Origin of the sequence: Gilliamella sp. wkB308, assembly GCF_001690185.1 — a bacterium.
Lineage (GTDB): Bacteria > Pseudomonadota > Gammaproteobacteria > Enterobacterales > Orbaceae > Gilliamella > Gilliamella apicola_I.
In genome coordinates this window covers 203525-220251 of sequence record NZ_LZGN01000037.1, presented here as the reverse complement: position 1 = coordinate 220251, position 16727 = coordinate 203525, and the positions used below count along the sequence as shown (strand labels likewise).

Sequence of the window (16727 nt, the reverse complement as noted above, 5' to 3'; positions counted from 1 at the left end):
TTCTAAAATGTTTGTATTTATAATGTTAAATTTGCGTAAAATGTAAAAAAATCATTATAAATCAACTTGATATTTATAAGAAAATCTCAAGTAAAGAATTTAAAAATAATTTTCCTTGTTCAGTTATTTTCCAATATTCTTTATTCTCAGTAAGGTAATTTTTTTCAATTGCTAAATGAATTTGCCCGTCAATTGTATGTAAAGGTAAAAAAGTCCGTTGCTCAAATTCAATTTTAGGTGTTGCTTCAAATAATCTAAAACGATTCATAAAAAATTCGAATGCAAGATCTTCCTTTGGTACGGAATAAGATTTTTCGATATAACGTCCTTCAAGATACCCTTTGGGATGACGTGTTTTTACGGTACGAATAATATCCCCATTAGGTTGGGTTATTTTACCATGTGCGCCACATCCAATTCCTAAATAGTCACCAAATCGCCAATAATTTAAATTATGCTGGCATTTCGATTCAGGTTTTGCATAAGCCGACGTTTCATATTGTTGATAACCATGTTGAGTTAACAATTGATGTCCAAGTTGATAAATTTCCCAAAGCTTATCATCATCCGGAAGAACAGGTGGTTTAGACCCAAAAAGTGTATTAGGCTCAATAGTTAATTGATACCAGGATAAATGGGGTGGATTAATGACTATGGCTTGTTTAAGATCAAACAAGGCATCATCTAAACTTTGATTGGGAAGTCCATGCATTAGATCTAAATTAAAACTGCCCAATTTTAGTTTATGTGCTAATTTCCCGGCATTGATTGCCTCTTGGGGATTGTGAACGCGTCCTAATCTGATGAGTTTATCAGTTTGAAAACTTTGAGCCCCAATTGAAATACGATTTATTCCGGCTTGTTGATAGCCTACAAACCTTTCAGCATCAACAGAATTTGGATTAGCTTCGATGGTGATTTCGGCATTTTTTTCAATTGGAATCACTTCATTAATCTTGGTTAACAGATGATCAATCATTTCGGCTGAAAATAAACTTGGCGTACCACCGCCGATAAAAATCGAATGGATCGAGCGTTCAGAACAAAGTGCTATATCTTGCTGTAAATCTTTAATCAAATGATCAATATAAGCACGATAATCAGGTGTTTTTTTGATGGTATGAGAATTGAAATCACAATAAGGACATTTTTGTACACACCAAGGCATATGTATATATAAGCTAAGTGGAATTTTATATGAAAACATCTGCCTATCCTGAAACTTAATAGTGGTTGATGAATGGTTATATAAATGTTGCACTATTTTACTTCAATTCATAAAAAAAAGCTTTTTTTACTATTTTGGTATTTTTAAATTTCGTGTAAAGAGCGTACAATCACCATTAATTTTTCGATATTAATTATCGATAAAACTATTTTTTGTAGGAGAAAGTATGAGTATTGTTAACAACATTTTGGATAATGGTTTGTCAGCAGCGTCAATAAGCCCTTCAGTAAAACAATCGCATTTTGGTGAATTACCCATTTTAACGGTTAACCATAAAACATGCACGGCAGCGATATCACTGCAAGGTGCGCATTTATTATTTTGGCAACCTTCAACCGAAACATCCCCAGTCATATGGTTAAGTGAAAAAACCTTTTTTAAAAAAGGAACAGCTATTCGTGGCGGTGTACCTATTTGTTGGCCTTGGTTTGGACAATTAGGTAATCCTTCACACGGTTTTGCTCGTATTGTTGAGTGGACGTTAGATTCTTGCCAAGAAGACGCTAATGGTGTCGATATCATCTTGTCATTAACCAATAACCCACAAACTGAATCTTATTTTACAAAACCGTTTAAAATTTGGTTAACGATTCATGTCGGAAATAGCTGTGAAATCACATTAAGTTGTCAAGGTGATTTTGAGGTGACAAGTGCATTACATACCTATTTTGGTATTAGCGATATCGACAATGTAATAGTCAAAGGTTTAGGTGATATTTATCAAGATCGTTTGTCTGTTGAAAATAAACCCCAAATTAAAGGGGAGTTAACTTTCAATCAAGAAGTCGATCGCATTTATACCCATGCTGAAAACACCCTAACCATAAATGATACTTGTCGAACAATTGAGCTCACAAACATTAATGTTAGTGATGTTGTTACATGGAATCCATGGACAGATAAAGCTAAAGCGATGGCTGATTTTGATGACCAAGAGTATAAAAAAATGGTGTGTGTTGAAAGTGCATGTATTAATCAAACACTCAAATTATCACCAACACAAAAAACGTCATATGGCTTTAAAATTAAATTGGTCTAATTTTGCAAAGCAAGTGATGTTTAAACGCAATCCATTTTATTGACAGCAGTTGATTAATTGTTTGCGTTTACAAGCATAACGCTTTATAATCCTCAAGCTTTTTTAAAGCGCCAATTTCATAACCAACTACTGGGTCGCCTGTAATTGGTTTTTTATTTAAATAACATAGAGAAATAAACATGTTTACATTAAAAGCAGAAGTTAGAAAAGAGCATGGTAAGGGTGCGAGCCGCCGCCTGCGTCACGCTGGTCAATTCCCAGCTATTATTTATGGTGGAACTGAACCGGCAATATCTGTTGTGCTTGATCACAACCATATTTTCAATATGCAAGAAAAACCAGAATTTTATTCTGAAGTGCTCACTATTGAAGTTGACGGTAAAGCTGTTAAAGCAAAAGTACAAGCTGTACAACGTCATCCATTCAAGCCTAAATTAGTTCATATGGACTTTGTGCGCGTTTAGATTCACGCATTGGTGTATCATCCAATAATGCTTGTAACAAAAGGTCACCCAGACGGTGACCTTTTTGTTTTTGTGTTAGATTAAATTAGGCAAATGCCTATTGTTATGATTTATAGCATTAACTGGGTGACACTGACAACTCAACATAATAGAATAAAACATATTGATATCATTTTAGTTAGGAGAAAACCATGTCTGATGTCCCAGTTTGCAATTTAGTCATTTTTGGCGCTAAAGGGGATTTGACAAGGCGTAAATTATTACCATCTTTATATCAATTAGAAAAGTATGGAAAACTGCCTGAAGAAACCAAAATATTAGGAGTTGGTCGTGCAGATTGGGATAAATCTGCTTACAGTGAAGTGGCTAAAGAAGCACTGACAACATTTATGTCGGAACCATTAGATGAAGATATTTGGCAACGATTTAGTCAACGTCTTAATTTTCATAAGTTAGATGTTAATGATATCGCTGGTTTTAACGATTTAAAAAATAAACTTGAGCAGAATCGTACCGCTATTTTTTATTTTGCAATGCATCCGGGGACTTTCGGTACAATTTGTAAAGGTTTAGCGCATGCTGGATTAAACCAAAAACACAATCGAATTGTAATGGAAAAACCTCTTGGTACCGATTTGCAATCATCTCGTGATATTAATGATTCTGTTGCAAAATTTTTCGATGAATCACAGGTTTATCGTATCGACCATTATTTAGGAAAAGAATCGGTTTTAAACCTTTTAGCTCTACGTTTTGCCAATCCGGTTTTTGCCTCTTTATGGAATCGTAATTCTATCGATCATGTCGAAATTACCGTTGCTGAACAAGTTGGTATTGAAGGTCGATGGGGTTACTTCGATAAAGCGGGTCAAATGCGTGATATGGTTCAAAATCATTTGTTACAAATTTTGACAATGATTGCAATGTCTCCACCTGCTAATCTGAAAGATGAAAGTTTGCGTAATGAAAAAATAGCGGTGCTCAATGCGCTAAGACCTATTGATAAGACAAACCTTCATGATAAAGTTGTTCGTGGTCAATATACATCAGGATTTGTTAATGGCATAAACGTACCGGGTTATCTAGAAGAAGATGGCGCTAATAAAGAAAGTAGCACAGAAACATTCGTTGCTATTCGAGTTGATATTGACAATTGGCGTTGGGCTGGTGTGCCTTTCTATTTACGTACAGGTAAACGTTTAGCAAGCAAATGTGCGGAAGTCGTGGTTTATTTTAAATCATTGCCTTTGAATATATTTAGTGAATCCTATCCAGCATTACCACAAAATAAATTAACCATTCGCTTGCAACCTGATGAAGGCTTAGACATTGAAATTCTGAACAAAGTACCGGGGTTAGATAGCACACATAATTTACAAACGACTAAACTTGATTTAAGCTTTAATGAGGCTTTTCAACAGCATAGTGCCGATGCTTATGAACGACTATTGCTTGAAGTAATGCGAGGTCGCCAAGCATTGTTTGTTCATCGTGATGAAGTCGAAGCGGCTTGGAAATGGGTAGACTCGATTATTAGTGCTTGGAATTCGGAAAAAGAGCCGCCGAAAACTTACCAAGCTGGTACGTGGGGGCCTGTCGCTTCTGTTGCTTTAATTACAAAAGATGGGCATTCTTGGCACGAATTTGAATAAAGGAACATCAATATGTTTACACTTAATAGATATGCAAATAGTCAGGTTTTAAATGAAGAACTTACTGCTCGTATAGTGAATGATCTTAAGCAGGCTATTGAACAAAAAGGTCATGCATCTATTGCGGTTTCGGGTGGTAAAACGCCTATTCCTTTATTTATTTTGCTCAGTCAACAAGACTTAGCATGGAATCGCGTTTATATCACTTTAGTTGATGATAGATGGGTCGATGATACGGATGATGCCAGTAATGAAAAATTAGTCATGACTTATTTATTACAAAATAAAGCAAAACTTGCTAATTTTGTTGGTTTAAAAAACAGTTGTGATAATCCGTTTGATGGTGCAGAAGTTACAGAACAGCTTTTAGATAAAGTACCGATGCCTTTTGATGTTTTGATCTTAGGTATGGGTGAAGATGGTCATACTGCTTCGCTGTTTCCGGGAGCTGATAATTTAAAATTGGGCTTGGATATGCACTCAAATCGAAAAGTGATTGGTATGACACCCTTAACGGCACCACTTGACCGTATCACTCTAACACTACCTATCATATTAAGTAGTAAAAATATTTATTTACATTTAGTCGGTGAAAGTAAAATTAATGTGTTGGAACAAGCTGAACAAGGTACGGATTTTAACCAGATGCCAATAAGGGCAGTGATACAGCAAGACAACGTTAATGTGATAGGATTTTGGGCTCCTCGCTAATTAAATTTTGTTTGCCAACCAACAGGTTGGCAAATATCTGTCTAATATTACTTTAATTTTAATGAAATTAATACATAACTAGCAGTTGTGTATTCATTATTTTGTCAAAGTTGTTATCCGTTTATTGTCATAAATACTGTTTTACCTTTCTTAATATCTGCAATGTTTACATTTTAGACATGTTAATAATCTTGGTTATCAAAGATAAATTTAGTTGAACATTCAAATAATGTTAAATTTTACATAGCGATGACCTTTTTTTAATTAACTTAATATAAAACCGATAGTTAATTTGCAACACGATAATGAAAAAATCCAACTGCAATTATTAAAAAATTAATTAATTAAATATCTATTATTTTGTAAATTTTTGTGGTAAAAAGTGGGATAAAGTGGTAATAAACTACAAATTATCTAATATTTTGATTTATAACAACTAAAAATTAGCAAAATTTTCATGAATAAGGGCGATTGAATGTTTAGTGGTGCAATTTCAGTCAATATCGATAGTAAAGGGCGAATGGCTATCCCCACTCGCTATCGAGAATTATTGTCTGAAGGCATGGTGTGCACTATTGGTTTATATCATCCTTGTCTTGCCCTTTATTCAATGACAGAGTGGAAAATGATTGAACAACAACTTTCGACTTTATCCTCTATTGTTGAAGCGGAACGAAGGATCAAACGCCTATTGTTAGGTTATGCAACGGAGTGTTCAATGGATAATTCCGGTCGAATATTATTACCACAAACGTTACGTACCTACGCTAAGTTAGAAAAACTGACAATGTTTGTTGGACAATCCAATAAATTTGAAATCTGGGATGAAGGAATATGGTATCAACAAATTGGTGAGGATATTGCCGCTTTGCCTACCGATATGGAAAATTTATCCAGTAATTTGAAAAGCTTAACAATTTAATATGAGTAAAAATTGATGGATTATCAACATACTACAGTTTTATTAAACGAAGCGGTAAACGCATTAAATATTAAAAAAGATGGCATCTATGTTGATGGAACCTTTGGTCGAGGTGGACATTCACGTCTCATACTTGAACAACTTGGCGAACAAGGTAGATTAATCGCTATTGACCGTGATGAGCGAGCAGAATTAGCAGCAAAAAAAGTGGTTGACCCTAGATTTAGTTTTATTCGAGGAGAATTTTCCAATGTATATCAATACATTGATAATTTAGGTCTATTAGGTCAGATTGATGGGTTTTTATTAGATTTGGGGGTGTCTTCGCCACAACTGGATGACCCTGAACGGGGTTTTTCTTTTATGCGTGATGGCCCTCTCGATATGCGTATGAATATTCATCAGGGGGTGACCGCAAGTGAATGGTTACTAAAAAGTGATGAAGATGATATAGCTTGGGTGTTAAAAACATTTGGAGAAGAAAAATTTGCGAAACGAATCGCAAAAGCAATTGTTGAACAGAATAAAGTTTCGTCTATAACCCGAACATTGGAATTGGCGAATATTATTGAAAAGGCGACACCAAGAAAAGATAAAAATAAACATCCTGCAACACGCAGCTTTCAGGCAATTCGTATCTATATTAATAGCGAATTAGAAGAAGTAGAACATGCGTTAAATAGTAGTCTGTCAATTCTCGCCAATGAAGGAAGACTTGCTGTGATTAGTTTTCATTCTTTAGAAGATAGAATTGTAAAACAGTTTATCAATAAACAAAGTAAAGGTCCTGTTTTACCAGCGGGTTTGCCACTAACAGAGCAACAAATAAAAAAATATGGCAGCGCTAAATTAAAGTCACTTGGAAAAGTTAAACCAAGTCCTAATGAAATTGATCATAATCCACGTGCTCGAAGCGCAATACTGAGGATAGCAGAAAAGAAAAATGAACACTAACCCAAACAGTGAAAGTTATCCAGACAATATCTACGTTGAAGTAGATAGTCAAAGAAAACCGAATAAAAGCTTGTTTGGCTTAATTATTGGTGATTTATTTGGTCATCAAAAATTGTCCTTATTTCTATTGTTACTTATTGTCGTATCAGCTGGTGCAGTGTTAATTACAACTCAACAAGTTCGCAAGCAGTTATTTGAACGTGAGCAGCTTTTGTTAGAGCAAGATGTATTAGAAAGTGAATGGCGTAATTTAGTTATTGAAGAAAATGTACTTGCCGATCCAAAACGTGTAGAAGCTAAAGCTAAAAATCAGCTAGGGATGTCTTACGTGACGCCTGAAAATGAAACCGTGATAGTGATAAAGAGTAAATAATGAAAATTCTCACTAAAAACAAGAAAACGGTTAAAACTAATAAATTGAATAGTAAAAAGCAGTTTTTTGCACCCGGTCGATTTTATGTTGTTTACGGTTTAATTATTGCTGCCATTATTGCGCTCATTATTCAAATGGCAATTTTACAAATAATTCATCCAGATAAACTGATTGCTGAAGGTAATAAACGTTCTTTACGTCGTCAGGATATGGATGCGCCAAGGGCTATGATAACCGATCGTAACGGGCGAGCATTGGCTGTGAGTGTACCGATGTATGATGTTTGGGCTGATCCAAAATTAGTTATTCAAAAAGGTGGCGTGAATACGAATGATGCAAGATGGCAAGGATTAGCAAAAGCATTGAATATACCAATAGCCACACTAGAGCAAAAATTAAGTAATCCATCGATGCGATTTGTTTATTTATCAAGACAAGTTACGCCAACAATATCGGATTATTTAAAAAAATTAAAGTTACCAGGAGTTGCATTTGCTAAAACCTCGAAGCGTTTTTATCCAGCAGCTGAAAGTATTGCCCAATTAATCGGTTTAACGGATACCGATGAAAACCGTAATGAGAAAGGCTCTGAAGGCATTGAAAAAAGTTATAATAAATGGTTAACCGGTGAATCAGGTCAACGAATAATAAGACGAGATAGATTTGGACGCGTTATTGAGGAATTAGAGCGCACTGAAAGTGAAAAGGCATCGGATTTAGTATTAAGTATTGATGAACGCTTGCAGTCTTTGGTTTATAGCGAACTTAGTCAGGCTGTTGAGTTTAACAAAGCTGACAGTGGTACTGCGGTCTTAGTTGATGTTCATACAGGGGAGATTTTAGCGATGGCAACAAGTCCATCGTATAACCCTAATAATCGATCATCAATTAATTATAATTCATTGCGAAATCGTGCGGTTACTGATGCATTTGAACCGGGTTCGACCGTAAAACCGCTGGTTGTAATGGCTGCTTTAGAAAAAAAGATTGCAGATCTTAATACGATAGTTGATACCAGACCTTTTTATGTCAATCGCTATGAAATCAAAGATGTGTCATATCAAAAATCCCTGAATTTGGCAGGAATTTTAGAAAAATCAAGTAATGTCGGTGTCAGTAAACTCGCATTACAAATGCAACCCGCCGAACTAGTCGAATATTATAGTCGTTTCGGGTTGGGGCAACCCACATCACTGGGTTTAGGCGGTGAAGTCAGTGGTTCAATTGCCGCTGATAGAGCGCGAAAATGGGCAGATATTGAACGAGCTACCTTTTCATTTGGTTATGGTTTAAGTGTCACGCCATTACAATTAGCAAGAGCGTACGCAACTATCGGGAATTATGGGATTTATCGACCTGTTTCGATATTAAAAGTCACTGAACCGGTGCAAGGTGAACGAGTTGTACCCGAAAAAATTGCTAAAACGGTAGTTCAATTAATGGAAGCTGTTGCGGTAACAGGTGGTGGTACAAAAGCTTCTGTACCTGGCTATAGTGTTGCTGTTAAAACAGGTACGGCTAAAAAATTATCTGGTGGGCGCTATGTTAATCAATATTTAGCCTATACAGCAGGCATTGCGCCAGCAACCGCACCAAAATATTCTTTGGTTGTTGTGATTGATAATCCTAAAGCGGGTCAGTATTACGGTGGGTCTGTATCAGCACCTGTTTTCAGCCGAATTATGGGGGGAGTTTTAAGAACTATGAATGTCAAACCAGATCGCCAAGTTGATGGCCAAATGATTATTTATTGATAGGTGGTATTAATGGCTACATGCACATTTAAAACTTTATTTAGTTTATTAGGTGGAAACAAAGATCAATCGATCAAAGATTTTTCGCTCAATCATATATGTATTGATAGCCGTATGGTCAGTAAAAATGATGTGTTTGTCGCTATCAAGGGAAATGTCGTTGATGGTAAATCATTTATTCCTCAAGCTTTAGAAGCTGGTGCGGTGACTATATTAATTGAAACAAATAAAAAATCTGAAGATTTACGTATTAATTATATCAAACATGGCAAAAGAAATATTCCTCAGGTTAAAGTTTTTCAACTATCTAAAAAACTTTCTAGCATTGCCGATCATTTTTATCATTCACCTTCTAAAAAATTATCTGTTATTGGTGTGACAGGTACTAATGGTAAAACAACTGTCACCCAGCTTATTGCCCAATGTGCTAATCTGTTAAATCAGAAAGTTGCACTTTTAGGAACGATTGGAAATGGTATTTATAATCATCTTCAACCGTCAAACAATACAACGGCTTCATCCGTTGAAATTCAAACATATTTAGCCGATTTTGTTAAAAAACATGTCAAAGTGGTTTCCATGGAAATTTCATCGCATGGTTTAGTGATGAATCGTGTCAAAGGTGTTACGTTTGCTGCAACCGTTTTTACTAATTTAAGTCGAGATCATCTTGATTATCATAAAACAATGGGTAAATACGCTAAGTCAAAATGGTCGTTATTTACGCCTAATGATAAAGAAAGACAAGTCGAAAGTGCAGGCAAAGCAATTATTAATTATGATGATAATTATGGGAAACGTTGGATTGAAAAGCTTTCTCAGGTAACAGCCGTATCGTGCCAACCCAAATCGTTAAGTAAATTAAAAAACTTAAACATACCTTATGTTGGTGTATCGATGATTGAATATCATGATAAGGGTGCCAAAATTCATATGCATTCTAGTTGGGGCGATACCATTATACACAGTCGTTTACTGGGTGAGTTTAATGTCTCAAATTTATTATTATGTGTGGCAACGCTATTAACGCTTGATTACCCATTTTTCGCTGTTGTGAATATGGCTTCATTTCTCAAACCTATTTGTGGGCGAATGGAGGTGTTACATGCCAATAATAGCCCGACGTTTATTGTGGATTATGCTCACACGCCAGATGCTTTACAAAAAGCACTCCAAGCAAGTCGTATTCACTGTAAGGGGGCATTATGGGTTATTTTTGGTTGCGGTGGTGATAGAGATGTAGGCAAAAGACCTTTAATGGGAGAAATCGCTGCGCAATATGCTGACAAAATTATTTTGACGAATGATAACCCACGAACAGAAGATGAAACAAAAATTATTGATGATATTCAGCAAGGTACAATGAAAAATTCGAATGTTCAGGTTATTGCTGACAGAGTACAAGCAATCAAAAAAGCATTTACAGAAGCAAAACCAAATGATGTGATATTAATTGCGGGTAAAGGTCATGAAGATTACCAAATCGTGGGTCACACGAAACATCACTATTCAGACCAAGAAACAGTGAAACAGCTTTTAGGGGTAGAGAATCAATCATGATTCCATTAAATATTAAGCAAATCAGAACAATTGTAGACGGTGAATTATTAAATATTCAAAATGATAATTTAACGATTGATGTTATTAGTACTGATTCACGTAAAATCACAAAACAATCGCTTTTTATTGCACTTGTTGGTGAGAATTTTGATGGTCATCAATTTGCCGTACAAGCGATTAAAGATGGTGCCGTTGCCGTGATCGTAAATCACCCAATTGAGGATAATTCTATTCCACAAATAGTGGTTAAAGACACACGTCAAGCGTTGGGGCAAATTGCTGGTTTCAATCGTCAACAAAGTTCCGCTAAAATTGTTGCCTTGACCGGTTCATCGGGTAAAACGTCAGTTAAAGAAATGACGGCAGCCATTCTACAAAATTGTGGAACAACGCTTTATACTCAAGGTAATTACAATAATGACATTGGCGTGCCATTAACACTATTGAGATTAACAAAAGATGATCAATTTGCTGTGATAGAACTAGGCGCCAATCATATTGGTGAAATTGCTTATACAACTCAGTTAGTTCATCCACAAACTGCATTAATTAATAATATTGCAGAAGCGCATATTGAAGGTTTTGGTTCACTTGAAGGTGTCGCTACCGCAAAAGGTGAAATTTTTGAAGGATTGGCTAAAGATGGCATTGCTATCATTAATTTAGACAGCTGTTCAGATAAATGGTTCAAGCAATTAACAGATAAAACTGTGTGGACTTTTGCATTAGAGAATCCGTTAGCCCATTTCTATGCAAGTCAGATTAAAATGGCAGACTTAACCACATTTAAGTTACATACGCCGTTTGGTAAATGTGAAATCCAATTACCATTAATAGGGTTACACAATGTTTCAAATGCAATTGCAGCTTCAGCTTTAGCGATTTCTGTCGGAGCAAGTTTAGATCGCATTCAACAAGGATTATCAACATTAAAACCAGTTAAAGGAAGACTTTTTCCAATTAAGTTAAACCAAAATCAATTAATTTTAGATGACACTTATAACGCTAATGTGGGTTCAATGTCTGCTGCAATTAATGTTCTGGCAAAACAATCGGGCTATAAAGTTTTCGTCGTTGGCGATATGGGTGAATTAGGGCAAGATGCACAAAAATATCATCAACAAATTGGTACATTAGCTAAACAACAAAAATTGGATTGTGTTGTTAGTGTCGGTAAATTGAGCCAATTCATTAGCCAAGCAAGTGAAGTCGGTCATCATTTTTATAATAAACAAGATGCAGCAGATTACCTTATAACGTTATTGCGTCAGTATCCAACCTTAACCATGTTAGTTAAAGGTTCTCGCAGTGCTAAAATGGAAGACGTTATAGAACTAATTAAACAACAAAAAATAAATTAGGATTAAAATTATGTTGGTTTGGATATCAGAATATTTAGTGAAATATTTTACCTTTTTTAATGTATTTTCTTATTTAACCGTAAGAGCTATTTTGGGTTTATTAACCTCGTTAACGATTTCGTTAATAATGGGGCAAAAAGTCATTGATTGGTTACAGAAATTACAAATTGGACAAGTAATACGTAATGATGGACCAGAATCCCATTTAAGCAAAAAGGGAACACCAACAATGGGCGGGACGTTAATCGTTGCGTCGATTTCGTTATCAGTATTTCTTTGGGCAGACCTACGTAATCCTTATGTTTGGGTGGCGTTATTTGTCCTGATTGGTTATGCCATTATTGGTTTTACTGATGACTACTTGAAAGTTATTCGAAAAAACACGGCTGGTCTTATCGCCAGATGGAAATATTTTTGGCAATCTGTTATTGCATTAATTGTTGCCTTCGGTCTTTATGTATATGGAAAAGATAGCGCTGTGACCGTGTTGGTTGTCCCTTTTTTTAAAGATGTCATGCCTCAGTTGGGATTAGGATTTATTTTACTCACTTATGTTGTGATTGTTGGGTCGGGTAATGCTGTTAATTTAACGGATGGACTTGATGGACTTGCAATTATGCCAACAGTATTTGTGGCAGCAGGCTTAGCGCTGGTATCGTGGGCGACAGGAAATACAATCATTGCAGATTATTTGGATATACCTTATATCAAATTTAGTGGTGAATTAATGATTGTCTGTACTGCTATCATTGGTGCAGGGCTTGGTTTTTTATGGTTTAACACTTATCCCGCAATGGTATTTATGGGTGATGTCGGTTCATTGGCTTTAGGTGGAGTACTTGGAATTATCGCCGTACTTTTACGCCAAGAATTTTTATTACTCATTATGGGGGGAATATTTGTGATTGAAACCCTATCTGTCATTTTACAAGTAGGTTCATTTAAATTGCGTGGCAAACGAATTTTTAGAATGGCTCCAATTCATCATCATTATGAATTAAAAGGGTGGCCAGAACCTCGAGTTATTGTACGTTTTTGGATTATTTCGCTAATGCTTGTCTTAATTGGGTTATTAACCTTGAAATTACGTTAATTAAATCAGGATTGAATCATGATTCGCTATCAGGGTAAAAATGTTGTTATCATTGGATTAGGTGTCACAGGGCTTTCTTGTGTTGACTATTTTCTTGCGCAAAATGTTGTTCCTAAAGTGATTGATACCCGTTTATTACCTTCAGGATTAGAACAATTAGATCAACGAGTAGCCTATCATTTAGGCGATTTAAATGTCGATTGGTTATTTGATGCTGATTTAATAATTGTTAGCCCTGGTATCGCTTTATCAACCCCTGAACTCAAACAAGCTGCTGATAAAGGTATCGAAATCATTGGCGATATAGAACTTTTTTGTCGTGAAGTTAATCAACTACCTAATAAAAAAATTGTGGCAATCACCGGCGCTAATGGCAAAACGACGGTGACAACATTAGTTGGTGAAATTGTAAAGTCTGCAGGTATCAAAGTGGGTGTGGGTGGCAATATAGGTCAACCTGCACTATCTTTACTAGCCCAAGATTGCGATGTGTATGTACTTGAGCTGTCTAGCTTCCAACTTGAAACCACGCACAGTTTGCATGCAACGGTTGCAACGATTCTGAATATCTCAGAAGATCATATGGATAGGTATCCTTTAGGACTCAAGCAATATGTAGAGGCTAAACAACGAATTTATTCGAACGCAAAATATTGTGTAGTAAATCATGATGATAAATTAACTTTTCCAAAAGAAAAAGAGAGTCATAATGTGTTTTTTGGATTACATGCAGGCGATTATCATCTGGATACTGATTACGCACATTTAATTGCGCAGGAAACCCCCGTTTTATCGACTAAAACAATGAAACTAACGGGAAGCCACAATTATCTCAATGCGTTAGCAGCATTAGCTATTGCAGATAAATTATCAATATCACGACAATCTAGTTTAGCAACAATAGCCAACTTTCGTGGTTTACCTCATCGTTTTGAATTAGTTTTGGAACAAAATGGGGTTAAATGGATTAATGATTCTAAAGCAACCAATGTGGGTAGTACGGAAGCTGCTTTAAAAAGTGTCGTATGTCATGGAAAATTATTTTTATTGCTTGGTGGTGATGGAAAATCAGCGGATTTTTCTCCATTAATTCCTTATCTAAAAAATAGTCATCTTGAAATTTTTTGTTTTGGTCGAGATCGTGAATTATTAGCAAAATTAGCACCCAACATCACAACAATGACCGTGACATTAGCTGAGGCTATGCAAATAATCGCTCAAAAAGTGGAAGCTAATGATGTCGTTTTACTCTCACCAGCTTGTGCAAGCTTAGACCAATTTAAAAACTATATAGAGCGAGGAAATCAATTTACACTTCTGGCTAAGCAATATGCGCAAAGGAGTGAAAAATGATCTCGTTAGCCATAAAAAAGCAAGTTAATCCTCACGTCCCTTTTGATAATCAATTACTTTGGACGGTATTTGGATTGATGATATTCGGATTAGTTATGGTGACATCAGCGTCAATGTCATCGAACGATAATAATCCTTTTTTCTATACTCAGCGTGAACTTATACAGCTGGGTATTTCACTTGTTTTAATGTGTATAACGTTATCGATCCCAATGAAACGTTGGCAGCAATTTGGAACAGTATTACTCATTATGACAATTATCATGCTTGTTGCTGTTTTAGGCGTGGGGTCTTCTATTAATGGTGCAGCAAGATGGATTCCGCTAGGCGTATTTAATTTTCAACCGGCCGAGCTTGCTAAATTGGCATTATTTGTATTTTTAGCCAGTTATTTGACTCGAAAGTCAGATGAAGTACAAAGCGGATTCTGGGGGTTTTTTAAACCAATGGTTGTTATGGCTGTGCTTTCTATTTTGCTATTACTTCAACCCGATCTAGGCACAGTGATTGTATTATTTATTGTTACTATCGGAATCCTATTTATCGCTGGTGCAAAGTTGTGGCAATTTATCGCTATTTTATCGACAGGTGTTGCAGCGGTTGTCAGTTTAATATTATTTGAGTCATACCGTTTAAAACGGTTGTTAACATTTCTTAATCCTTGGGAAGATGCTAATGGTGTAGGTTACCAGTTAGTCAATTCATTAATAGCAATCGGTAATGGAGGATTTGCTGGACAAGGTATGGGTAATTCAATTCTAAAATTAGGTTATTTACCCGAACGGCATACCGATTTTATTTTTGCTATTATTTCGGAAGAATTCGGTTATCTTGGCGTCATTTTCCTGCTGACATTACTTTTTTCTCTGGCTTTTAAGGGATTGGCAATTGGGTATCGAGCATTAAATGAAGGATTGCAATTTTCTGGTTATTTAGCTTGCCAAATCGGTATTTGGTTTGGTTTTCAAACCTTTGTTAATGTGGGGGTAACATCTGGAATGTTACCTACTAAGGGATTAACGCTACCATTCATTAGTTATGGTGGATCGAGTCTAATTGTAATGAGTGTGGCTGTTGCAATCCTACTTAGAATAGATTTTGAATTCAGACAACAACAAGCGCAAGCAAGAATAAGGTCAATAAAGTAATGAAAAAATTATTAGTCATGGCAGGTGGTACAGGTGGACATGTTTTTCCAGGTATTGCCGTTGCGCATTATTTAATGAAACAAGGCTGGCAAGTCAGATGGCTTGGCACGGCAGATCGTATGGAAGCGCACTTAGTCCCTGAAAATGGTATCGAGATTGATTTTATACAAATATCGGGTCTACGCGGTAAAGGAATTGGTGCAATGTTAAAAGCACCTTTTAAAATCTTAAAAGCAGTTTTACAAGCCAGAAAAATTTTAAAATCTTATCAACCTGATGTGGTATTGGGTATGGGGGGATATGTTTCTGGACCAGGAGGCATTGCAGCAAAGACATTAGGTATTCCTGTCGTATTACACGAGCAAAATGGTGTTGCGGGTTTAACTAATAAGTGGCTTGCAAAAATTGCAACTAAAGTTTTACAAGCCTTCCCAACTGCATTTCCGAAAGCGGAAGTAGTTGGTAATCCTGTTCGAGATGATTTATTAACTATTACAGAACCTAATGAGCGTTTAAAAGAACATCAAGGACCTATTCGCATATTAGTTATGGGTGGAAGCCAAGGAGCAAAAGTCCTTAATGAAGTAATTCCTCATGTGATAACAAAATTGTCCGATAAATTTGTTGTTTGGCATCAGACAGGTAAAGGCATGCTAGAACCTGTTATGCGAGCCTATCAAGATTGTGATATGACAAAAAATAAAGTGACTGAATTTATTACTGATGTAGCAGAAGCCTATCGTTGGGCGGATATTGTGATTTGTCGCAGTGGGGCATTAACGGTAAGTGAAATCGAAGTTGTCGGCATTGGTGCTATTTTTGTCCCTTTTATGCATAAAGATCGCCAACAATTTTGGAATGCTAAATCGCTTTCAGATATTGATGCTGCAAAGATTATTGAACAACCCGACTTTAATTGCGAATCATTAATGAGTGTGTTAAGAAATTTAAATAGAGATAAATTAATCGAAATGGCGGTTAAGGCGAAAAGTCTATCTATTACAAATTCTACCGAAAGAGTGGCAGATACGATAAAATCAGTGATAAAATAATTAGTTTTTGATATAACTTTATGTAATAATCGTGTCAAGATGTTGCAGGTTAGATCAATGTTT

The 16727-nt window shown here is 35.8% G+C and carries 15 protein-coding genes; 14 read left to right on the top strand and 1 reads right to left on the bottom strand.

Translation table 11 applies throughout. The features are described from left to right. Positions 1-73 precede the first annotated feature (73 nt). Positions 74-1207: a radical SAM family heme chaperone HemW gene (gene hemW, locus A9G10_RS07400; protein ID WP_065558902.1), complete on the bottom strand. Its 1134-nt coding sequence runs from the start codon at positions 1205-1207 to the stop codon at positions 74-76. A gap of 187 nt (positions 1208-1394) precedes the next feature. Between hemW and A9G10_RS07395 the strand changes: the two genes are divergently transcribed. The 14 genes from A9G10_RS07395 (at position 1395) to murG (ending at position 16664) form a co-directional block, all read left to right on the top strand. Continuing rightward, entirely contained in the window at positions 1395-2267 is an 873-nt protein-coding gene (locus A9G10_RS07395; RefSeq protein WP_065558901.1) for a D-hexose-6-phosphate mutarotase, read from the top strand. Positions 2268-2446: 179 nt separating this feature from the next. Continuing rightward, a complete protein-coding gene (rplY, locus tag A9G10_RS07390) occupies positions 2447-2731 on the top strand; it encodes a 50S ribosomal protein L25 (protein WP_065558900.1) in 285 nt (94 codons plus the stop codon). A gap of 191 nt (positions 2732-2922) precedes the next feature. Continuing rightward, entirely contained in the window at positions 2923-4383 is a 1461-nt protein-coding gene (gene zwf, locus A9G10_RS07385; RefSeq protein ID WP_065558899.1) for a glucose-6-phosphate dehydrogenase, read from the top strand. Positions 4384-4395: 12 nt separating this feature from the next. Next, a complete protein-coding gene (gene pgl / locus A9G10_RS07380; protein ID WP_065558898.1) occupies positions 4396-5094 on the top strand; it encodes a 6-phosphogluconolactonase in 699 nt (232 codons plus the stop codon). 475 nt (positions 5095-5569) lie between these two features. After that, positions 5570-6016: a division/cell wall cluster transcriptional repressor MraZ gene (gene mraZ, locus A9G10_RS07375; protein ID WP_065558897.1), complete on the top strand. Its 447-nt coding sequence runs from the start codon at positions 5570-5572 to the stop codon at positions 6014-6016. A 15-nt stretch (positions 6017-6031) separates the two neighbouring features. Then, complete coding sequence (gene rsmH / locus A9G10_RS07370) at positions 6032-6970, top strand: 16S rRNA (cytosine(1402)-N(4))-methyltransferase RsmH (RefSeq protein WP_065558896.1); 939 nt, start codon at positions 6032-6034, stop codon at positions 6968-6970. Continuing rightward, on the top strand, positions 6960-7343 hold the full coding sequence (ftsL, locus tag A9G10_RS07365; protein WP_081299134.1) for a cell division protein FtsL: 384 nt from the start codon (positions 6960-6962) through the stop codon (positions 7341-7343). The genes rsmH and ftsL overlap by 11 nt, the downstream gene beginning before the upstream one ends. Continuing rightward, positions 7343-9097 (top strand): peptidoglycan glycosyltransferase FtsI, encoded by a 1755-nt coding sequence (gene ftsI, locus A9G10_RS07360; protein ID WP_065558895.1) that lies wholly within the window; start codon positions 7343-7345, stop codon positions 9095-9097. Before ftsL ends, ftsI begins: the two co-directional genes overlap by 1 nt. A gap of 12 nt (positions 9098-9109) precedes the next feature. Continuing rightward, complete coding sequence (gene murE, locus A9G10_RS07355) at positions 9110-10657, top strand: UDP-N-acetylmuramoyl-L-alanyl-D-glutamate--2,6-diaminopimelate ligase (RefSeq protein ID WP_081299132.1); 1548 nt, start codon at positions 9110-9112, stop codon at positions 10655-10657. After that, complete coding sequence (murF, locus tag A9G10_RS07350) at positions 10654-12018, top strand: UDP-N-acetylmuramoyl-tripeptide--D-alanyl-D-alanine ligase (RefSeq protein ID WP_065558894.1); 1365 nt, start codon at positions 10654-10656, stop codon at positions 12016-12018. Before murE ends, murF begins: the two co-directional genes overlap by 4 nt. A 10-nt stretch (positions 12019-12028) precedes the next feature. Next, complete coding sequence (gene mraY, locus A9G10_RS07345) at positions 12029-13111, top strand: phospho-N-acetylmuramoyl-pentapeptide-transferase (protein WP_065558893.1); 1083 nt, start codon at positions 12029-12031, stop codon at positions 13109-13111. An 18-nt stretch (positions 13112-13129) separates the two neighbouring features. Continuing rightward, the gene (murD, locus tag A9G10_RS07340) at positions 13130-14464 is read left to right on the top strand and encodes a UDP-N-acetylmuramoyl-L-alanine--D-glutamate ligase (RefSeq protein ID WP_065558892.1); all 1335 of its coding nucleotides are present in this window, start codon (positions 13130-13132) and stop codon (positions 14462-14464) included. Then, positions 14461-15612 carry a cell division protein FtsW gene (ftsW, locus tag A9G10_RS07335; RefSeq protein WP_065558891.1) on the top strand — a complete coding sequence of 384 codons (1152 nt, stop codon included), beginning with the start codon at positions 14461-14463 and terminating at the stop codon, positions 15610-15612. Before murD ends, ftsW begins: the two co-directional genes overlap by 4 nt. Then, positions 15612-16664, top strand: a complete 1053-nt coding sequence (murG, locus tag A9G10_RS07330) for an undecaprenyldiphospho-muramoylpentapeptide beta-N-acetylglucosaminyltransferase (RefSeq protein WP_065558890.1) — start codon at positions 15612-15614, stop codon at positions 16662-16664. The genes ftsW and murG overlap by 1 nt, the downstream gene beginning before the upstream one ends. Positions 16665-16727 lie beyond the last annotated feature (63 nt).